Here is a 19323-nt window from a genome sequence, read left to right as displayed (position 1 = left end):
AAATGGGAATTATGACGTGGTTAGAAGACTTCACAAAAGCAACGGACGTTAACCAAGCATTAAGAAACAAACAGGCACTTGATGCTACAACCTGTTGCATCATGATGGCCGATGCAGACAGAAATATTATCTATGCTAATCAGTCTGTAAAGTCGCTGCTCAAAGAAAATGAGAAGAAACTTCAGGCTGTCCTCCCCAGTTTTTCTGCTGACAACTTGGAAGGTCAAAACATCGACCAGTTTCATCGCAATCCTTCGCATCAGCGCAATATCCTTGCTGAATTGAAATCGACAATGACTTCTACGATTAGCATTGGCGACTTGAACTTCAAACTCACCCTTACGCCGTTTTTTGACCAAGAGAATAACAATATAGGCACCATGGTTGAATGGGTTGATCAGTCAGAATTACTCATTAAAAGCACGATGCTAAACGTATTGAATAATGCCCAGGCTGTTATCGAGTTTAACGCCGATGGTGTTATCCAAAATGCGAACGACAATTTTCTTAATGCGCTTGGCTACAGCCTCAATGAAATTGTTGGCAACCATCACAAAATGTTTTGTGACGCTCAATACATTCGCTCAGAAGAGTACGCCCAATTCTGGCGCGACCTCAAAGAGGGCAAGCCACAAAACGGCGAGTTTTGTCGCTTCGACAAAATGGGGACAGAGATTTGGATCCAAGCCACCTACAACCCGGTTTTCGATGGCGAAGGTAAGGTTATTCGCGTAGTGAAGTTTGCCACCGACATCACTGCATCTAAGTTACGCAATGCATATTTTGAAGGACAAATAGACGCAATAAACAAAGCGCAGGCCGTTATTGAATTTGACCTTGAGGGCAAAATTTTAAACGCCAACGAGAATTTCACAAACACGGTTGGCTACAGCCTGGATGAAATTAAAGGCAAGCATCACAGTATGTTTGTGGAAGATGAGTATAAGCGCAGTGTTGAGTACAGTCAGTTTTGGGAACAGCTGCGCCAAGGCGTACAGTTCACTGACGAATTTAAGCGCGTGGGTAAAGGCGGGAAAGAAGTTTGGATCCAAGCGTCTTATAACCCTATTTTGGATCAAAACGGTAGACCTCACCGTGTGGTCAAATATGCCATTGATATTACTGGTAGAAAACAGGCCATTAGCGATATCAAAACCGCCATGAATGAATTGGTTCAGGGTAATTTAGATTGCCGCATTGAGCATGAGTTCGAGGGTGAATTTAAAGAGCTTGGCACGTCAATCAACCGCTTTATCGACGATATGCGTCGCATTATCGGTTCTATCAGTGATGTTATGACCCGCTTATCTGGCGGTGATTTAACGGCAGAGCTTGATGAACAGTTCGAGGGTGAATTCCAAGTACTAGGCGATGCTATCAATCAATTCGTTAGTGAAATGTCTGGCACTATCGGTTCAATTTACCAAGCAGTAGAGACAATCAATACGGCCTCGTCTGAAATTGCCACGGGGAATTCAGACCTATCAAGTCGTACCGAACAGCAGGCGTCTAGTCTTGAAGAAACGGCGTCGAGCATGGAAGAGCTTACCGGTACCGTCAAGCTCAACGCTGAAAATGCGGAACAAGCCAATAGCTTAGCGTCTCAGAGCTGTGAAATCGCGTCGCGGGGCGGTGAGCTAATCCGTCAGGTTGTGGACACCATGTCGTCTATCAACGAGTCTGCGCAGGAAATTTCAGACATCATCGGCGTAATCGACGGCATCGCATTCCAAACTAATATTCTGGCATTAAACGCTGCCGTAGAAGCTGCACGAGCAGGTGAGCAGGGCCGTGGCTTTGCGGTAGTTGCGTCAGAGGTACGAAGCCTGGCTCAGCGTTCTGCCGAAGCAGCAAAAGAAATCAAAGAGCTTATATCAGACTCGGTAAGCAAGATTGATGGCGGTAACAAACTCGTCAATCAGTCAGGCGACACCATGGAAGAAGTGGTGACTTCCATTAAGCGAGTTAACGATATTATGTCGGAAATTGCAGCGGCGAGTTCTGAGCAAGCTTCTGGAATTGAAGAGGTAAGTAAAGCCGTTGTGCAAATGGATGAAATGACACAACAAAATGCAGCGCTGGTGGAAGAGGCTGCGGCTGCCGCAGAAAGTTTGCAGCAGCAAGCGGGAAGTTTATCTGAACGCGTATCAGCATTTAACATTGGTGATAAAGCGACGGTCAGTGAAGAAAAGCCAATAAAGGTTGCATCAGTAAACAAGAATAAACACGTTGCACCGGTTACAGCAATTAAAACGCAAAAGAAACTGGCTCCAAAAGTACCAAGCAGTGACGATTGGGAGTCGTTCTAAAAAAGCGAAGGCGAATTCTTGAAAAGGAATTCGCCTTTTTTATTACACGGCATTTAGTTTGACGCTTTTAGAACAGAGCGTCGCAAATCAGGTGGATGGAATAATGGGCGTATTTAATATATTTCATAATGAAGAGTTAGTAGCGGCACAAAGTCTTTCACGCTTTCAAGAGCAAGCGCTAAGCGAAAGTACCGCATGTTTGATGTTGGTCGATGCCGAGGGAACGATCACCTTCGCCAACAAAGCATTTTATGCTTTAGCCAACGAGCATCAAACGCAGTTCGAGCGTGCTTTACCAGGCATTAATTTTCAAGGCCTGACGGGCTCTACTATGGCCGCGTTTTTCGCCAACAATAGCGACCTGAATTTGCGTTACAAAAGCTGTGATAGCAGCGATACCTTTTTACTGCCTGTGGGCGACTTACTCTTTACCCTTAAGTTATCTACCATCAAAAGTGTTGAAGGCGACAAGCTCGGCACCATGGTGGAATGGCTTAATGATCAGGAGCTGCAATATAAAACCGGTTTATTGGCAGGGTTAGATCGTTGCCAAGCCATTATTTCCTTTACGCCGGAGGGAATAGTAGAAGACGCCAATGAAAACTTTTTGAAGGTTACAGGCTATTCGAAAGAAGACATTGTTGGTAAGCATCATCGCCTTTTTGTATTGCCAGACTACGGCGTGTCTGAAGAATATAAATCATTCTGGGAATCGCTGCGAAACGGTGAGCACAGCAGCGGTGAATATTGCCGCGTAGCGAAAAACGGCGACAAAGTATGGATTCAAGCCTCTTACAACCCTATCTATGACAAGCTCGGAAATATTGTTCGGGTAGTAAAATTTGCTACCGATGTAACGGAGCAAAAACGCAAAAATGCAGACTACGAAGGCCAAATAAATGCCATTGACAAGTCCCTTGCTGTAATTGAGTTCGACCTTGAAGGCGTTATTCAAAACGCCAACGCAAACTTCTGCGCAACAACGGGATATGAGCTGAACGAAATCAAAGGTCAGCATCATAGTATGTTTGTTGAACCCAACTATAAAATGAGCCCTGAGTATGCAGCGTTCTGGCGTGACTTAAAGAAAGGTGAGTTTAAGTCAGGCGAATTCAAACGGGTAAAAAAAGATGGCAGTGAGCTTTGGATCCAAGCGTCTTATAACCCTATTTTTGACGAGTTCGGCCAGCCAATAAAAGTGGTGAAATATGCGTCTGATGTGACTGAACAAAAGCTACAAAACGCGTTTAACACAGGGCAAATAGACGCAATAAGTAAATCACAAGCGGTGATCGAGTTTGATACAAAAGGCAATATTCTCGTCGCCAACGATAACTTTCTGGCAACGGTTGGCTATTCCCTAGATGAAATTGAAGGCAAACACCACCGCATTTTTGTGACTAAACAAGAGCGAGAATCTGAACAATACCAATCGTTTTGGAAAAAACTGGCAGAAGGCCAATTTTACTCGGGTGAATTTCACAGAATTGCGAAAGACGGCTCAGATATTTGGATTCAAGCGACCTACAATCCTATCTTAGACATGAGTGGGAATGTGGTTAAAGTGGTGAAGTACGCCAGTAATATCACCGAACAGAAAGTGAAAAATGCCTACTTTGAAGGGCAGTTAGCTGCAATAGGAAAGTCTCAGGCCGTCATAGAGTTTAATATGGATGGCATTATTCAGCATGCCAATGAAAACTTTCTAACTACGGTGGGCTACACCTTAGATGAAATCAAAGGTAAGCATCACAGCATGTTCGTCGACCCTGCTCACCGAGCTAGCCCTGAATATGCGGCGTTTTGGGATGCGCTACGCAGCGGCACTTTTTCTTCAGGCGAATATCGTCGATTGGGTAAAAACGGCAAAGAGATATTTATTCAAGCCACGTACAACCCTATTTTAGACCACAACGGTAAGCCTTTCCGTGTAGTTAAGTTTGCTACCGATATTACGGGTAGAACCCAAGCTGTTGATGAAATTAAACACGTAATGACCAAGCTGACTGAGGGCGACTTAACGGTCAACATTGAACATGCTTTAGACGGTGACTTTGCTGTGTTGGGCGAGGCCATTAATCAGTTCATCAACGAAATGCGAGGCACCATCACAAGTATTAACGAAGCAGTAGAAACCATTAATGTGGCGTCGGGTGAGATTGCAACGGGCAATGCTGACTTATCAAGCCGCACTGAGCAGCAGGCATCCAGTCTGGAAGAAACTGCATCGAGTATGGAAGAGCTAACGGGAACCGTAAAACTCAACGCAGAGAATGCAGAGCAAGCGAATGGCCTAGCCGCACAGGCGAGTAGAATTGCTTCAGAAGGGGGGCAGGTTATAGGTGAAGTGGTGAAAACCATGACCCAAATCAACGACTCGGCACAAGAGATCTCTGACATTATTGGTGTTATAGACGGCATCGCTTTTCAAACTAATATTCTTGCTTTAAACGCAGCCGTGGAAGCTGCTCGCGCGGGCGAACAGGGGCGAGGCTTTGCGGTAGTTGCTTCAGAGGTAAGAAACTTAGCTCAGCGCTCAGCCGAAGCAGCGAAAGACATCAAAGAACTGATTTCTGACTCTGTAACCAAAATAGCCAGCGGTAACGAGCTGGTTGTGAAATCGGGTGACACCATGGCTGAGGTAGTAACTTCCATTAAGCGCGTAAACGACATTATGTCTGAAATTGCCGCTGCGTCTGCCGAGCAAGCGGCGGGTATTGAAGAGGTGAGCAAAGCGGTCATTCAAATGGATGAAATGACCCAACAAAATGCAGCACTGGTAGAAGAGGCTGCCGCCGCCGCGGACAGTTTGAAGCAGCAGTCGTTGCAACTTAATGAACGGGTATCGGTATTTGAAGTTGGAAAGGGCTTGTCAATGGAGCAAAAGCACATCGCTGCGCTCTCTCACACCGACTTCAAGCAGCCACGTGTAGCCTCAGTGATTAACAACGCGCCTCAAGCACAAGCACTGAAACCCGCACTGCCTGATGAAGCCGAGTGGGAGTCGTTCTAATGACAACGGTTCTTTCATCACGCGATAGCACTCGGGAGTTCGCCTTTGAAAAGGCGGACTTCCACAAAGTGCAAAACATGCTTTTCAAAAAAGCAGGTATAAAGTTGTCAGACGCTAAAGAAGCGATGGTATACAGCAGATTGGCTCGGCGTATCAGAGCCCTTCAGCTCACAAGCTTTAACGATTATCTAGGCGTAGTTGATAAGTCTGAACCTGAGCTAGAGCAGTTTATCAATGCATTGACGACCAATCTTACGTCGTTTTTTCGCGAGCCACACCACTTCACTGCACTGGCCGAGCACTTAAAACAACATCCAGAAGTAACCACTATCTGGTGTGCTGCCAGCTCAACCGGAGAAGAGCCTTACTCTATTGCCATGGTCGTCGCAGAGGCGTTTGGAAGCTTCAAAACGCCTGTGAAAATCATTGCATCAGACATAGACAGTAAGGTACTGCAAAAAGCCAAAGCGGGTATTTATCCTTTAGCATCTATCGCGAAAATACCCATCCAAAGACAAAAACAATTCTTCCATAAAGGTAAAGGTGCAAACGAGGGAAAAGTGAAAGTAGTGGATGAGTTAAGACACATGGTGCAGTTCAAAAAACTCAATCTTACCGATGCAAAGTGGGATGTAAAAGGTCCACTCGATATCATTTTTTGTCGAAACGTAATGATTTACTTCGACAAGCCCACGCAATTAAACGTGTTACAAAGAATGGTGGGTATGTTAAAGCCTGCAGGACTTTATATGGCAGGGCATTCTGAAAACTTCAATATGTGTACTAATCTTGTGAGACCGGTAGGTAAAACTATATATCGCCCGGTTCATTAGGAGCACGTGTGGAATCTTGTAATTTCGAAGTACCTATTAGCTATTACGACAAACGTTTTTCTATCGACGCAGTAAAGCTATTACCTGGACAATACTTCGTAACAACACAAGATAAAATGCTGGTAACGGTATTGGGGTCTTGTGTGGCGGCATGTTTATACGACCCTGAAACGGGCATTGGCGGCATGAATCACTTTATGTTGCCTACAGTAAATAAAACTGCCAGTGAGTTCGAAAAAACACAAGGTATGGCTGCCAAATACGGCGTGCATGCCATGGAAATTCTTATCAACGACTTAGTGAAAGCCGGTGCCAATAAAGCCCGAATAAAAGCAAAAGTGTTTGGTGGTGGAAAAGTGGTGCCGTCCTTCGTGCAGCACGATGTGGGGAAGTTCAACGCAGAATTCGTAACAGACTTTTTAAGCACGGAAGGCATACCGATATTGGCCAGTGACTTATGTGATGTTTACGCGCGCAAGGTTTACTTTTTTCCAAGCAACGGCAATGTCTTTATGAAGCGAATTCACGAGCTTAATAACGCCACTATTATTGAAAGAGAAAGTCAGCATCGGTGGGAACTGTCTAGACGTGCACCTACTGGTAGCGTAGATATCTTCGAGGACTAACAATGACGATAAAAGTTTTGGTGGTAGATGACTCGGCACTGATCCGGCAAATTCTAAGTGAAATTATAAAAAGTGAGCCAGACATGGCATTAGTGGGTGCTGCTCCCGATGCTTTCGTGGCAAAAAAGCTGGTTCTAGAAAAGTCGCCAGATGTTATTACGCTTGATATAGAAATGCCTAAAGTGGACGGATTACGCTTTCTAGAAGTACTGATGAATGCGAGGCCAACGCCCGTAGTCATGATTTCTACGCTAACCGAAAAAGGCGCTGATGCCACGCTGAGGTCCTTGGAGTTAGGAGCTATCGACTTTGTTGCAAAGCCCAAAATAGGTGTGGCGCAAGGCATGGCAGACTATCACCAGTTGATTGTTGAGAAAATACGTACGGCTGCGCGCTCTAAAGTAAAAAAATCAGCGCCTTCGAAAGTGTCTACCGTGAGCAAAGTCAATTATTCGGGCACTGAGAAAATCATTGCAATTGGTGCCTCGACCGGAGGGACAGAAGCCATAAAAGAGGTGTTACGTACCTTTCCGGCGAACGCTCCTGCCACCGTGATCACACAACACATGCCAGCAGGGTTTACTTCGACTTACGCTAAACGACTAGATGCCGTGTGCCAAATGCAGGTCAAAGAAGCGAAAGGCGGAGAACGTTTACTACCAGGCCAAGCCTACCTTGCACCTGGCGATAAACACATGGAAATTGAAAGAAGCGGGGCTGATTACCGGATTAGATTGACCGATGGCGCGCGCGTATCGGGTCACAAGCCCTCGGTGGACGTGTTATTTAATTCTATCTGTAAAAGTGCTGGTAGCAATGCGTTAGGCGTTTTACTTACGGGCATGGGTAGCGACGGCGCAAGCGGCCTTCACGAAATGTTTAACGCGGGCTGCGAAACATTTTGTCAGGACGAAGCTAGTTGTATAGTTTTTGGTATGCCCAAAGTAGCCATAGAAAAGGGCGCCGCTAAGCGCGTAATAAGCCTAGATGATATGGGCAGAAGTGTTATGCAAACCGTAGAAAAGCTCTCGGCAGGTAGTCGCTTGTAAGTATAGTGAGTAAATACTTACAGAATGCAATTTCTGTCCTAAAACCTGTAAAAGGATTGTTATAACTTTTCTTGTTCCAGAAAAGCTAAGGTGTTTTAATAGCAACGCTTAATAGTGAGTAATGCTGCTGCAGAATGCTGTTGCTGTAGCCGATACTATGGATAGGCTCACTATTTAGTGCGTAAAAATATAAAAATCGATACGTAAGTGGAATGGTAAGGTAAATCATTGTCGACATAATAATATAAAAGACAATGGCTTATGTGCGTTAGCAAGAACAAGGTAGGCAAAGTTTTATTACTGCGTATGTTTTGTAGTACCTAACTAGAATAAAAGGCCTGCTATATTCCTTACAGATTTGAGAGCAAATATATGCTCATTCTTACGGTATGACACTAACCCGGGATTATAACGAGTAGTTGGGGACTCTTATGAAACAGCAAACGCTTATAGCAGTATCAGCTTTAATGTTTTCTTCTTCTGTTTTGGCTAATGGCGGCTTTGAACCGAATAAGAAAGCATGCGTGAACGTCGGAAAAGAAATCACTCGCGTAAGCACTGAAATGGACGCAGCTAAGTCAGGTATTCAGAAGTCATGGCTTAAGCGTCAATTAAGCGCACTAGAAACGAAACGCAATTCTTGCAGCACACAAGGTTTTAAGCCAAACCAGCCCGAGCTAGCAAAAGTTTAATTGTTTTGTATTTCGATTTGAAAAAAGTCTTACTTCGGTAAGACTTTTTTGTTTGCGCCTAACTATTTTGCAACTACGCTAGATTTATAGCGGTCAGGCACAGTGAGGTCGTTGTGCCCTCACACAGAACACGTTACGAACTTATCATTTCGATAAGCGCAGTAAGCGAAGCAATGCTGTGATCGGGAGCAAGACCTAACGGGTACATCATTTTCCCCGAGCGTTCTACGAATGCGGTTTGCATACCTGTCGCCTTAGCACCACTTACATCCCAACCATGAGCCGCCACCATCATGGCATCTTCGTTCTTTACGTTAGCCTGCTGACAGGCCCAGTGATAAACCGCAGCATGTGGTTTGTAGGTACGTACACTTTCCACACTTAATACATGGGAAAAATAGGGCTTAATATTGGCAAACTCAAGCTGTGCGTCTAGTCCGGCTTTAGATGAGTTTGAAAGGGCGACCAAGGTTACACCAGCACTTTGAAGCGCCTTTAATGTAGGAACAACATCGTCGTGCGCTGGCAATCGGGTAATATGCTTTTTGATGATATCTTTTGCGGTAGCCTCATCAACAGAGATATCCTTACTGTGAGCTACCATGGTAAGCGCTGCGGCTCCAATATCAATGAAATCGTGAAACTGTCCAGACGCAACATCCACTAAACTGTGATGCAATAAGTTAGCAAACCATAAGTCTACCAGTGTCTCATCGCCGTTTAGCACCGACGCTAAGCCTGTTTTTATGGCCTGCATGTCTAGTAGTGTTTCATTAATATCGAAGAAAATAACCTTTGGCGTCACGATTCACCCTCCTATAGTTGATGATAGTAAACGGTACGTTTCGTTTTTAGCTTGTTCGTTGCTTATACCACTGTAAAACAGAATTGGTTTTGCTAAAGCACATTACGACCAATGTCGATGAATTAACGCTGACAGGATGTAAGAAGAATCTAACAAGAAAGGGGTGCAAGAAAAGGCTGCAATAGCGTCATAAACCCTGAACGAAATATATTGAGAGAAACGAACAACAAAAAGCCGGCACTAAGGCCGGCTTTATTTTTAGGTGTTACGCTTTTTGTTCTTAGAAGAACAAGTAAGAAACGCTAAGCTTCATGCTACGAGGCATAATGTAGCGGCCGTTTGGTGAATCTGGATTACGCGGGTCACCCTCGGTAATACCTTGTTCGTCGGTCAGGTTATCAACAGAGAACTGAAGACGAAGTGATTCAGTTGGCTCTAGCGTTAGACCTACATCAATCTTCTCGTATCCCTCTAGTACAACTGTGTTTTCGTTGTTACCAAAGCGATCATCAACCGCTGATAATGTACCGTATACCGTGGCATACATATCGCCGATATCGAAGCCGTAGCTTGGTGTTACACGTACTTGCCAACCAGGCTGACGCTGAGACTCATTGCCTTCGTTATTGGCGCTGGCAGTAATTTCAGTTTCCTGAATAGTTCCGTTCACGCTCAACGAGAAGCCTGAATCGTGGCTATAGCGACCGTCAAGTTCTATACCGTAAGCTTCGTTAGTAAGAATTTCAGCCGGTGCGCCTGGACGGCGTACAAACGTATCGCCTTTTACTTCGTTTGCGAATGCAGTTGCAAAGAACTGGATGCTGTCATTCATGAACTTATAACCAAGCTCGCCTTGAGTAACTTCTTGAATCAAGTCGTTACCGCCAGTGTAGGCACCCCAGTTGTCTCTGAAGTCGTCGAAGTAAGGCATTTTATAGCCTCGGTTCATGCGAACGAATACACCGCTGGTGTCATTAAGCGCGTAATTTGCGCCCACTGTCCACGACGTTTTGGTTTCGTCGTACTCAAGCGCTTTAGTTATTTTGCCATCAAGATCTTCATCTACTGAATAGTTCACTTCGTGATTTTCACGGCGTAGCCCTAAGTCGATGCTCAGGTCTGTGGTTGCGTACCACGTACCCGTTGCATAAAGTGCGAGCGTGCTTGCATCACCTACAGAGCTAATGTCGTAGTTCCAATCGCAGCCTTGTGCGTCAGTGTTACATTCGATCCCGTCTAGCAATTCGCCGCCTGGCTGTAACACGTGGTAAGCCGTGTTACCAATGCTCCACCAGTCATTGGCTTTGGTTGATGCACTGTAAATACCAAATGATGTATCGAAGTCTTCCCAGCTTTTCGACACAGCAAGGTCGTTAGTGAAAGCTTCAATATCTTTAAGTACTACCCAACGGCCGATTTGCTGAATAGGCGTATCACCGTCATACACTGTGCCAGTTACTGCACCAGTGGCTGATTCGCCATTGTCGGCAACATTCGCAACGGTAGTTGCAGAACCATTCGGTACAAGACCAAAAGTATTGGCTTCACCTTTGGTAAGGTTAAAGCGGTCAACTAGCTGCCAGTCGTTTCCTAAGTCAAGCTTAATGCTACCGCCACTTACGTGTCCGTCCCATCCACGACCTTCACCAAAGTCGAATGACTCAGTGGTATCATTAGGGCCATACGTAATGGTGCCTTGGCGATTCAATGGACCAATTTGCGTATAGTTTGCGTCGATACCTTCAACGTTTAAAGGTGTAGGTAAGTACCAAGTACCGCGATCGTCAGTTTGACGGGTATAAAGGTTAAGCTCGCCTTTTTCGAAAACTTTAGTGATGTTAACGGTGAACTGGTTACCCTGCTCAGAGTTAAAGCCGGCATCACGAATACCTTCTGAGCTCTTAATGTAGCCACCTACCATGTAGTACAAGTCGTCATCTAGTGCGCCGCTTGCAACCACGTCAATACGGTTTAGGCCGTAGTCAGAGATAGTGTACTTCGCTGACGCTTCTGTCGACTCGCCACCACGTTTAAGGCGGAAGTTTGTTGTAAGGCCTGGTTGACCGTTGCTTACTACTGGGTTTGGTCCACCGCGTAAGCCTTCAACCATTTCAATGGTATCGTCTATGCGAAACAGCTGAGAGTTCTCAAGGAAAGATAGCGTAGGTGCAGGGTAGATAGGAGAGTTCTCAAGCGCAATCGTTAAGAACGGCGCATCGCCACCACCTGGAAAACCACGCACAAATACGTTCGCGCCTGACTCACCGCCTGAGCTTTCAACCCAAACACCTGGAATGGCCTTAAACAAATCGGCCGTAGACTTAGGTGCCAATTTTTCAATGTCGCTAGCGTCGATATTCGTTACCGCGAAGCTTGCGTCAATCTTTCTAATCCCTGCGCCGCCTGGCGTACCGCTGACAACAATGATCTCTGCGTTGTCTTTCGCTTGTTGTTTTACGTCTTCTTGTGCCATGGCAGGCTGCGTTAGTGCTACCGCTACTGCACTCGCCAGCATTCCTTTTGTAAACAACGTTTTCATGGTGTGTGCTCCCGAAAATGTTCTATTGCGTTGTTAACTGAATGCGTTAAACAGGTTTAAAAATTGTTATACGCATCACGATTGCGAAACAAAATAGATCTGTTTGCAAACGATTGCAAGAATAAAATGCAATCGTTTGCAAATTTTTTGTTTATTGTTGTTAACATGGTTTTACGCCAAGACGATTCGCGCTATATTGTGAATTCGGCTGTAGAGTCGACGATTTATCCGGTTTAGGTAGCGGTTTTACGCTTATATTTTGTAGTGCTATCACGGGTAACCCGGTATACCGAAAATTATTAGAGAATGGTCACATTGGTTTCTGAAACAAAACTCACCTTAGCGAAGCTGGCTGATATTGCTGGTGTATCAACATCGACAGCATCACGGGCACTGAAAGACAACCCGCTTATTAAGCAGGAAACCCGAAGCAGAATTCAGGCACTAGCTAAAGAGCACAATTTTAGTATTAACGCGGCCGCTAGCCGCTTAAGAACACAGAAAACTCACGTGATAGCGGTGATTTTAAATCTAATCGACAACACCGAACAAAGCACTACAGACCCATTCCTGCTCAAGTTGGTGGGAGAGCTAAATCAGGCGCTAAATGCCAAAGGCTACGAGCTACTGCTGTCTAACTCATTTATGGCATCTGACGATTGGGCGAACTACTTTATTCGCAGCCAACGCGCCGACGGTATTATTGTCATTGGGCAAGGCAAATCTACGGCCAAAATCGACCGAGCAGCACAGTCGGGCATTCCCATTGTAGTGTGGGGCGATGCAAAAACAGACGCGCCATATCCCATTATCGGCGGCGACAACTATCTGGGGGGCTATACGGCAACCCAGCATTTGCTGAGCCACGGCGCCAAACGCATTTTGTTTCTTGGAGACTCTGAACACGCGGAAATGCAGGAACGTCACAAGGGATATTCGCAAGCCCACCGCAATGCGAATGTGCCAATAGACACGCAGTGCACCTGCGCCATCGATATTACGTCGAAAGCAGCATACCAATACATTAACGAGCGTATAAAGGCGAATGGGTTAGATTTCGACGGGATCGTTTGTGTAAGTGATATGGTGGCATTAGGCGCGTTAAAAGCGTTAAAAGAGCGCTATGTAGGTATTCCAAGCGATGTAGGCATTGTGGGTTACGACGATATTTCTTTAGCTGAACTTATGCACCCGTCGTTAACAACGGTGCGTCAGAATACTCAGCAAGCCGCAATAGAGATGGTTACGCAGCTATTAAACCAGTTTGAAAACAAACCTACAGAAAGCCAGGTAGTGGAAACAACCTTAATTGCCCGTCGCTCTACGCAGCACAGCGACTAATATTTCGCTTTTTTATCAGCTTTTTAACGCATAAACGCTATTATTTAACGGTAACAGGGTGTCGATATTAAGCTCTAACGAAAAAATAATAGCGCTTTGCAAACGTTTGCATTTTTATTTTCTTACGACTACACTCCTGCATAATTCAGTTAACAGAGTGTTTACACATGTCCCGATTCATGGTCATTGCAGCCATTGCCATTAGCTACTACGTATTTGCCATACTACTTAACAGTGTGGGGACTGTTATTCTGCAATCGATCAATAGCTTCGACATTAGTAAGCCAGAGGCAAGCACATTAGAAGGCTTTAAAGATCTTTCTATTGCTGTTGTCTCGTTCCTAGTGGCCAGCTTCATTCCTAGAGTTGGTTACAAGCTTTCAATGCTACTTGGGTTAGCATTAGTGGCCGTTGCCTGTGCGCTGACGCCTTCTATCGCAAGTTTCTGGTTCATTAAAGTGTTGTTTGCCTGCATAGGTACTGCATTTGCGCTAGTGAAAGTGTCGGTGTACGCCATTATTGGGCAGCTGTCGTCTACCACTAAAGCGCACTCATCGTTAATGAACACCATTGAAGGTATTTTTATGTTGGGCGTGTTGTCTGGCTACTGGGTGTTTGCTGGGTTTATCGACCCCAATAACGACGCTTCTTTATCTTGGCTGAACGTTTACTACTTACTAGCTGCGCTGGTTGGTTTTACGTTAATCGTTGTGGCATTGGCTCCTATAAAGCCTGTGGAAAAAGCGCAATCAGAAGGCCTTGCAAGCGAGTTCTTCAGCATGCTGAAATTGGCCTATAAGCCTTTAGTGCTGGTGTTTATCTTCTCTATTTTCTTATACGTGTTAATAGAGCAGGGCATAGGTTCGTGGCTGCCAACTTTTAACAAAGAGGTGCTGGGCTTACCTACTCAAGTCAGCATTCAAATAACCAGTATCTTTGCGATAGCGCTGGCCGTTGGGCGCTTAACTGCGGGCGCAGTACTTACGCGAATGAACTGGTATCCCTTCTTAAATATCTGTTTGGCGGGTATGGCTACGGTAATGCTACTAAGCTTACCGCTTGCCGAAAACGTGGCTGACAGCACAATAGCCAGCTGGGCTGATGCACCAATAGCTGCGTTCCTTATTCCATTAATTGGATTGATGATGGCGCCTATTTACCCCGTATTAAACTCGGTAATGCTAAGCGCGCTACCTCAACATCAACATGCACCTATGACAGGGCTAATTGTGGTATTTTCGGCTCTTGGAGGAACCACAGGTTCTATCGTGACTGGGTTTATTTTCGACGCAGTAGGGGGCCAACAAGCATTTTATCTATCGCTTATTCCAATCGGTGCATTAGTGGTAACCCTATTCTTCTTTAAACGAGCGTCTTCTTCTCTATCGCCTAAAGGTGCGCAGTAACTATGAGTTCTTCTTCACACAACTGGCGCGACAGCTTGTCGTTTTTTGCCAGCGACCTGTTTAAACATGTGCAAATGGCACAGCTATTCCCAGACAGCAAAACCTTCGCTGACGCTATTGTTAAAACCGATCTCAACACCGTTTTAGCGGCTTATGAACAAGCGTGTTTAGATGCTGAGAAAAGCGGCGAAGCAGTAGACTTAGCTACGTTTGTTAATACCCATTTCGATATTCCAGAAATGATTAGCGCAACATCGCAAACCAAGTTTGAAAATGTAGCCGATTATATTGAGCATATGTGGCAGGTGCTAACGCGTACCCCCGACACTGAGCAGAAAGACAGCTTAATAGCGCTTACCCGCCCATACATAGTGCCGGGTGGACGCTTTCGCGAAATCTATTACTGGGATACATATTTTACCGCGTTAGGTCTAATTGACGCGGGGCGCACCGACATGGCAATTAACATGTTGGTGAACTTTGTAGATATTTTAAATGAAGTAGGCTGCATTCCTAATGGCAACCGCGCCTATTACTACTCTCGCAGTCAGCCTCCTATTTTGGCGTTGTTTTATAATTTGCTTAAAGACGCACTAAGCGACCAGCAAAAAGAATACGTTATCTGGGGCTTAAAGAAAGAATACCAGTTTTGGATGAATGAAGCGGGCGAGAACGCGTCACAGAAGGGCGTAGCACAACTGCGCACGGTTACCATGCCGTGTGGTGCTACACTTAATCGTTACTTCGACACCGAGCCTACGCCTCGCCCTGAGTCTTATCGAGAAGACATAGAAACAGCAGAGCACATAGGCGCTGACAAAAGTCAGTTTTACCAGCATGTTCGCGCGGCTTGCGAATCGGGTTGGGACTTTAGTTCGCGCTGGCTAGCTAATCCCAATTCACTGGCAAGTATTCGTACAACTGAAATTATTCCCGTAGATTTAAATGCGCTTTTAGTAACGCTTGAACAGACTCTGGCAAGCGTGACTAAAGGTGCCGAGCAAGCGCGCTACAGTGCGGCATCTACAGCGCGAATTAACGCAATAAACACCTATTTGTTTAATGCTGAAAAGGCGGGCTATTTTGACTATCACTTCCCCACACAAACTCAAACCAATGTAGTGTCAGCGGCTATGTGTGTGCCGTTGTTCGTTGGTATTGCAAATGAACAACAGGCAGAGGGAGTGCGCGCTGCGGTAATGAATACCTTGTTAAAAGAAGGTGGCGTGGTAACCACTTCAAACGCGACGTCGCAACAATGGGATGCGCCAAATGGCTGGGCACCGCTTCAACTGTTTGCCGTTGAAGGGCTGCGCAACTATGGGTTTGAAATGCAGGCTCAAACCATCATGCTGCGCTTTTGTAAAACCATTGAGCGTCACTTTGCATCAAGCGGTGTGCTACTTGAAAAGTACAATGTGTGCGAACCGGAAATAAAAGCAGGTGGCGGTGAATACGACGTTCAGCTAGGTTTCGGGTGGACTAATGGCGTGTATACCCGCTTTCAGACATACCTGAACCAGTAAACACGCTTCGGTTAAAACAAAAACGCGCGGTACCGTAACAACGGGCCGCGCGTTTTTGGTTGTGTAGATATTAATTGTTGCCTGAGCGGTTACCCATATCAATCGACATGGCAATATCATCGAGTATGTCGTTTAGTCCCGTAATTTTCTCGTTAGCGATAAATACGCTCATCTGCGACTCAACCACAATATGGTCGGAAGTGGCATCGTTTTCAAAGGTATTGTCTAACGCGCTCTGTACGCGGTCGAAAAACTGTCGTGCACTTCGTTCTTCAATATTGTGCAGACACAAAATAAATTGCTCGGTACCAAATCGTCCTAAAATATCGTTACCGCGGGTAACATTTTGAAGCGTTTGTGCAATTTGTCGTAATACTAAATCACCTTTTGTTGACCCCATTTTCCGCGTTATTTCACGCAGGTTGCTAATGTCGAATATAGCAATGGCAATGGCCCGGCCTTTTTTCGGCGCATCAAGCTTGTTAATGCGGGCTATCGCCGAATTCGCATTAAGCAGCAGAGTAACGGGATCGATGGCTTTGCGCGCAAGGTGTTTTCTACGAAGTACGTAGCCAGTAATACCGCTTACCAGAAGGAAAATAACAATAGCGGTATACAGCGTGTTCTTTCGTTGCTGTTCCGCTTGTTCAATCGCAGATTCCAAATCATAAATGCGGGTATACAAGTTAGCAGCACCAATAATTAAGGCCGAGTCTTGAGTAACTTCACGGCGCTTAGTCACTTCTTTAGAATAGATCTCGTGCGCCTCTTTCGCCTTAGCTAAGTCCTGCAGTGCGATATACATGGACACATTGAAGCTAAGGTAATCCAAATTTGAACGAAAGACCGGCGGTATCGCGTCATCATTTAACGCTTCAATACCTGATATATACTGCTTAATACAGGTGAGATCGTTGTCATGTAAGCAAATCTCAGCTTTGTGCCAGTTAACAAGAAGCTCGCCTAACGAACTCGAGATGTTCGAAGACGCTTTTTCTAAATCGGGAAGGGTGTAGGTAAGTCGGTTGTAGTTTTCTGTTTTTCTATAGTAAATAGACAGTGCATACTGATACAAGAAGTTGGTTAGCGGTGTGTCTATTTCGCTATTGAGTACACCTAGTTCTAGAATGCTTTGGTAGGCGCGCTCAGTTTGACCGCTGCTTAGCAATGACACAATGGCGCTGATAAGAATACTTACCTTATTACTGCCTTCATATACAAGCAAGCCCATTTCATGTGCTTTTAGATATTGCTCTGCTGCTAAGGCATGTTGCTCTAAATCGCCATATAGTAAACCAATTGCGTTGTGAATATGCGCTAACTCACCGGGGCTGCCGTCGTTTGAATAACGCTTAAGCACACCAAACATCTTACCTAATCTTATTTCAGGTGAAGTGGTTTCTGAACAGTAGTTAATTAGGCCTAAAGAAGAGCTGGTAAAAATATCGCTGTGGCGCTCGGGCGATGATAGTTCTTGGGCTTGTTGGTAGTACTTACAGCGTGCAGGGTTTTCTCTGGCGTCATAAGAAAAGCCAATTTGATAAATAGCCGATGCAAACGCATAAGAGCTTTCATCAATATTGCTTTGCATAATGGCTTTAAGCAGCATAGTTTCAGCTTCTTCGTACTTACCACGGCAAATTAAAAACTGCCCTTTGGCTACGGTTAAGGCAAAACGTTGTTGTGATGTAAGCGACTCAAGAGCAAGTGTGTCTTCAAGTTCTGGAAGTAGAGACTGATTAGGGCAATCATACGAAGGCGTGCGTACCTTTTCGATAACGGCATCAATGTTGTCGTTTGCCAACGCGCCAAAAGAAGTTAGCGCAACGCTCAAAAAAGAGAATACTGTTAAAGATAACCTTTGAAACATGAGAAATAACGTTTTTGTTTTTTCTTCATAATATCGATTTGAGCCCAGAACTACTACACGGGGCACCTAAAAGTTACGTATTTTTTGTATCTTAATGCGTCTACTATTCTCTAAAACGTTGGGCTATATAAGCATGTGTTAGGTATTTACCCTACATTGCTAATGGGTAGGCGAACCAAAACTAACCAATATAGCTACTCCAACCAAGGCAACGGCAGACCATACAATAGTTGCTTTAGTCGCCCGTTCACCAAGTACCCATGCAACCCCTAGCGACATTAATGCGCTTGTAGCAATAAGGGTTTGAACCACGGCCGCTTTCGCATAAGCGAATGCAAACATTTGTAGGTAAATAGCGGCAGTAGTGCCAAGTAACGTGGCTAACACAAAAGCAGGCCATACACGTTTTCCACTGTTGCTTTGGTAGTTAATAACGGGCATGTAGCGCGTTTTGGTTATGGCTATAAATGGCACCACAAAGATCATACCGCCAACTAATCGTAAGAACGCAGCGCTGGCAGCGTCAATTTCACCGGCACTTAAAATGTCGCGGCTAACTACGGCACCAACCGCCTGACATAACGCCGCGCCCACACCATACAAATAGCCACTGGTTGCAAACACGTGTGTAGTGCTGCGTTTGCGTACCTTTATAACCATATCTACCGAAAACAGTACTACTGCAACGCCAACCCACTGCTGCCAGGTAATCCATTCGCCAATAAAAGCCATAGCAAAAAGGGCAGTGAATAAAGGCGCAAGGGTTTCGGCGACCAACACCGCTTGGCTATCGCCAATGCTTTGTAAGGCTTTAAAAAAGCAGGTGTCGCCAATGCCTATACCAATAAGCCCGCTAAGCAATAGCCACAAAATAGCATGAGTACTAAGCCCTGTTGGCTGAACCACTACTAAAACCACTGCCAAAATGGCAATAGAAATAAGTCCCTTCCAAAAGTTCATGGTAAGCGGCGAAAATGCGTTACCCGTTCCACGGAATAAACGCGCAGCAATTGCCCAACAAAGCGCTGTACCTAGCGCAGCAAAAACACCCATACATTACCTGTTATAACTTTGCCCAAAAACGCTGGGGCAAATAAGTAGCTTGCCAAAATGAGCGGCTATGCTAATGCAAGGTGTGGGCGGGGTAAACTTAAATCACATCAGTAGTTTTTACCTAAATATATTGAAGCCTTAAGTAAACGTAACTGAAGGCTAAAGGCTTTCGTGGCATTATGTTGGCGATAAGATTAGTGAGTAAGTTAAGCGCTGTACTCAATTAAGTGGGCGTTAACCGAACTTTAAGAACAACAGTGA

At 45.2% G+C, this 19323-nt stretch carries 13 protein-coding genes; 9 read left to right on the top strand and 4 right to left on the bottom strand.

Annotated features, from left to right (window positions below):
* Positions 1-2: 2 nt before the first annotated feature.
* The 6 genes from AC0J2X_RS12480 to AC0J2X_RS12455 all read left to right on the top strand — a co-directional run bounded on the left by AC0J2X_RS12480 (position 3) and on the right by AC0J2X_RS12455 (position 8522).
* The gene (locus AC0J2X_RS12480; protein ID WP_069943587.1) at positions 3-2309 is read left to right on the top strand and encodes a methyl-accepting chemotaxis protein; all 2307 of its coding nucleotides are present in this window, start codon (positions 3-5) and stop codon (positions 2307-2309) included.
* A 103-nt stretch (positions 2310-2412) separates the two neighbouring features.
* The gene (locus AC0J2X_RS12475; RefSeq protein ID WP_472996114.1) at positions 2413-5322 is read left to right on the top strand and encodes a methyl-accepting chemotaxis protein; all 2910 of its coding nucleotides are present in this window, start codon (positions 2413-2415) and stop codon (positions 5320-5322) included.
* Positions 5322-6155, top strand: coding sequence for a CheR family methyltransferase (locus tag AC0J2X_RS12470; protein ID WP_061439173.1), 834 nt, complete (start codon positions 5322-5324; stop codon positions 6153-6155). The genes AC0J2X_RS12475 and AC0J2X_RS12470 overlap by 1 nt, the downstream gene beginning before the upstream one ends.
* A gap of 8 nt (positions 6156-6163) precedes the next feature.
* Positions 6164-6781, top strand: a complete 618-nt coding sequence (gene cheD / locus AC0J2X_RS12465) for a chemoreceptor glutamine deamidase CheD (RefSeq protein WP_014947947.1) — start codon at positions 6164-6166, stop codon at positions 6779-6781.
* 2 nt (positions 6782-6783) lie between these two features.
* Positions 6784-7830, top strand: coding sequence for a protein-glutamate methylesterase/protein-glutamine glutaminase (locus tag AC0J2X_RS12460; protein WP_014947948.1), 1047 nt, complete (start codon positions 6784-6786; stop codon positions 7828-7830).
* Between the two features lie 431 nt (positions 7831-8261).
* Entirely contained in the window at positions 8262-8522 is a 261-nt protein-coding gene (locus AC0J2X_RS12455) for a hypothetical protein (RefSeq protein ID WP_014947949.1), read from the top strand.
* Between the two features lie 133 nt (positions 8523-8655).
* Here the strand turns inward: AC0J2X_RS12455 and AC0J2X_RS12450 are convergent, their stop codons facing one another.
* Positions 8656-9327: a haloacid dehalogenase type II gene (locus AC0J2X_RS12450; RefSeq protein WP_472996063.1), complete on the bottom strand. Its 672-nt coding sequence runs from the start codon at positions 9325-9327 to the stop codon at positions 8656-8658.
* Positions 9328-9607: 280 nt separating this feature from the next.
* Entirely contained in the window at positions 9608-11866 is a 2259-nt protein-coding gene (locus AC0J2X_RS12445; RefSeq protein ID WP_069943590.1) for a TonB-dependent receptor, read from the bottom strand.
* Positions 11867-12172: 306 nt separating this feature from the next.
* On the opposite strand from AC0J2X_RS12445, the gene AC0J2X_RS12440 reads away from it, so the two are divergent.
* The 3 genes from AC0J2X_RS12440 to AC0J2X_RS12430 all read left to right on the top strand — a co-directional run bounded on the left by AC0J2X_RS12440 (position 12173) and on the right by AC0J2X_RS12430 (position 16139).
* Entirely contained in the window at positions 12173-13207 is a 1035-nt protein-coding gene (locus tag AC0J2X_RS12440) for a LacI family DNA-binding transcriptional regulator (protein WP_069943591.1), read from the top strand.
* Positions 13208-13374: 167 nt separating this feature from the next.
* Positions 13375-14613, top strand: coding sequence for an MFS transporter (locus AC0J2X_RS12435; protein ID WP_231513025.1), 1239 nt, complete (start codon positions 13375-13377; stop codon positions 14611-14613).
* 2 nt (positions 14614-14615) lie between these two features.
* The gene (locus AC0J2X_RS12430; protein ID WP_069943593.1) at positions 14616-16139 is read left to right on the top strand and encodes a trehalase family glycosidase; all 1524 of its coding nucleotides are present in this window, start codon (positions 14616-14618) and stop codon (positions 16137-16139) included.
* A 70-nt stretch (positions 16140-16209) separates the two neighbouring features.
* On the opposite strand, the gene AC0J2X_RS12425 is transcribed toward AC0J2X_RS12430, so the two are convergent.
* Together AC0J2X_RS12425 and AC0J2X_RS12420 are read right to left on the bottom strand one after the other, a co-directional pair.
* Positions 16210-18009, bottom strand: coding sequence for a GGDEF domain-containing protein (locus tag AC0J2X_RS12425; protein ID WP_069943594.1), 1800 nt, complete (start codon positions 18007-18009; stop codon positions 16210-16212).
* 159 nt (positions 18010-18168) lie between these two features.
* Entirely contained in the window at positions 18169-19062 is an 894-nt protein-coding gene (locus AC0J2X_RS12420) for a DMT family transporter (RefSeq protein ID WP_014947956.1), read from the bottom strand.
* Positions 19063-19323: the final 261 nt, after the last annotated feature.

This window comes from Alteromonas sp. R7, from assembly GCF_055755235.1.
Note: the sequence above shows the minus strand (reverse complement) of the source record. Positions and strands in the feature narration are given on the sequence as shown.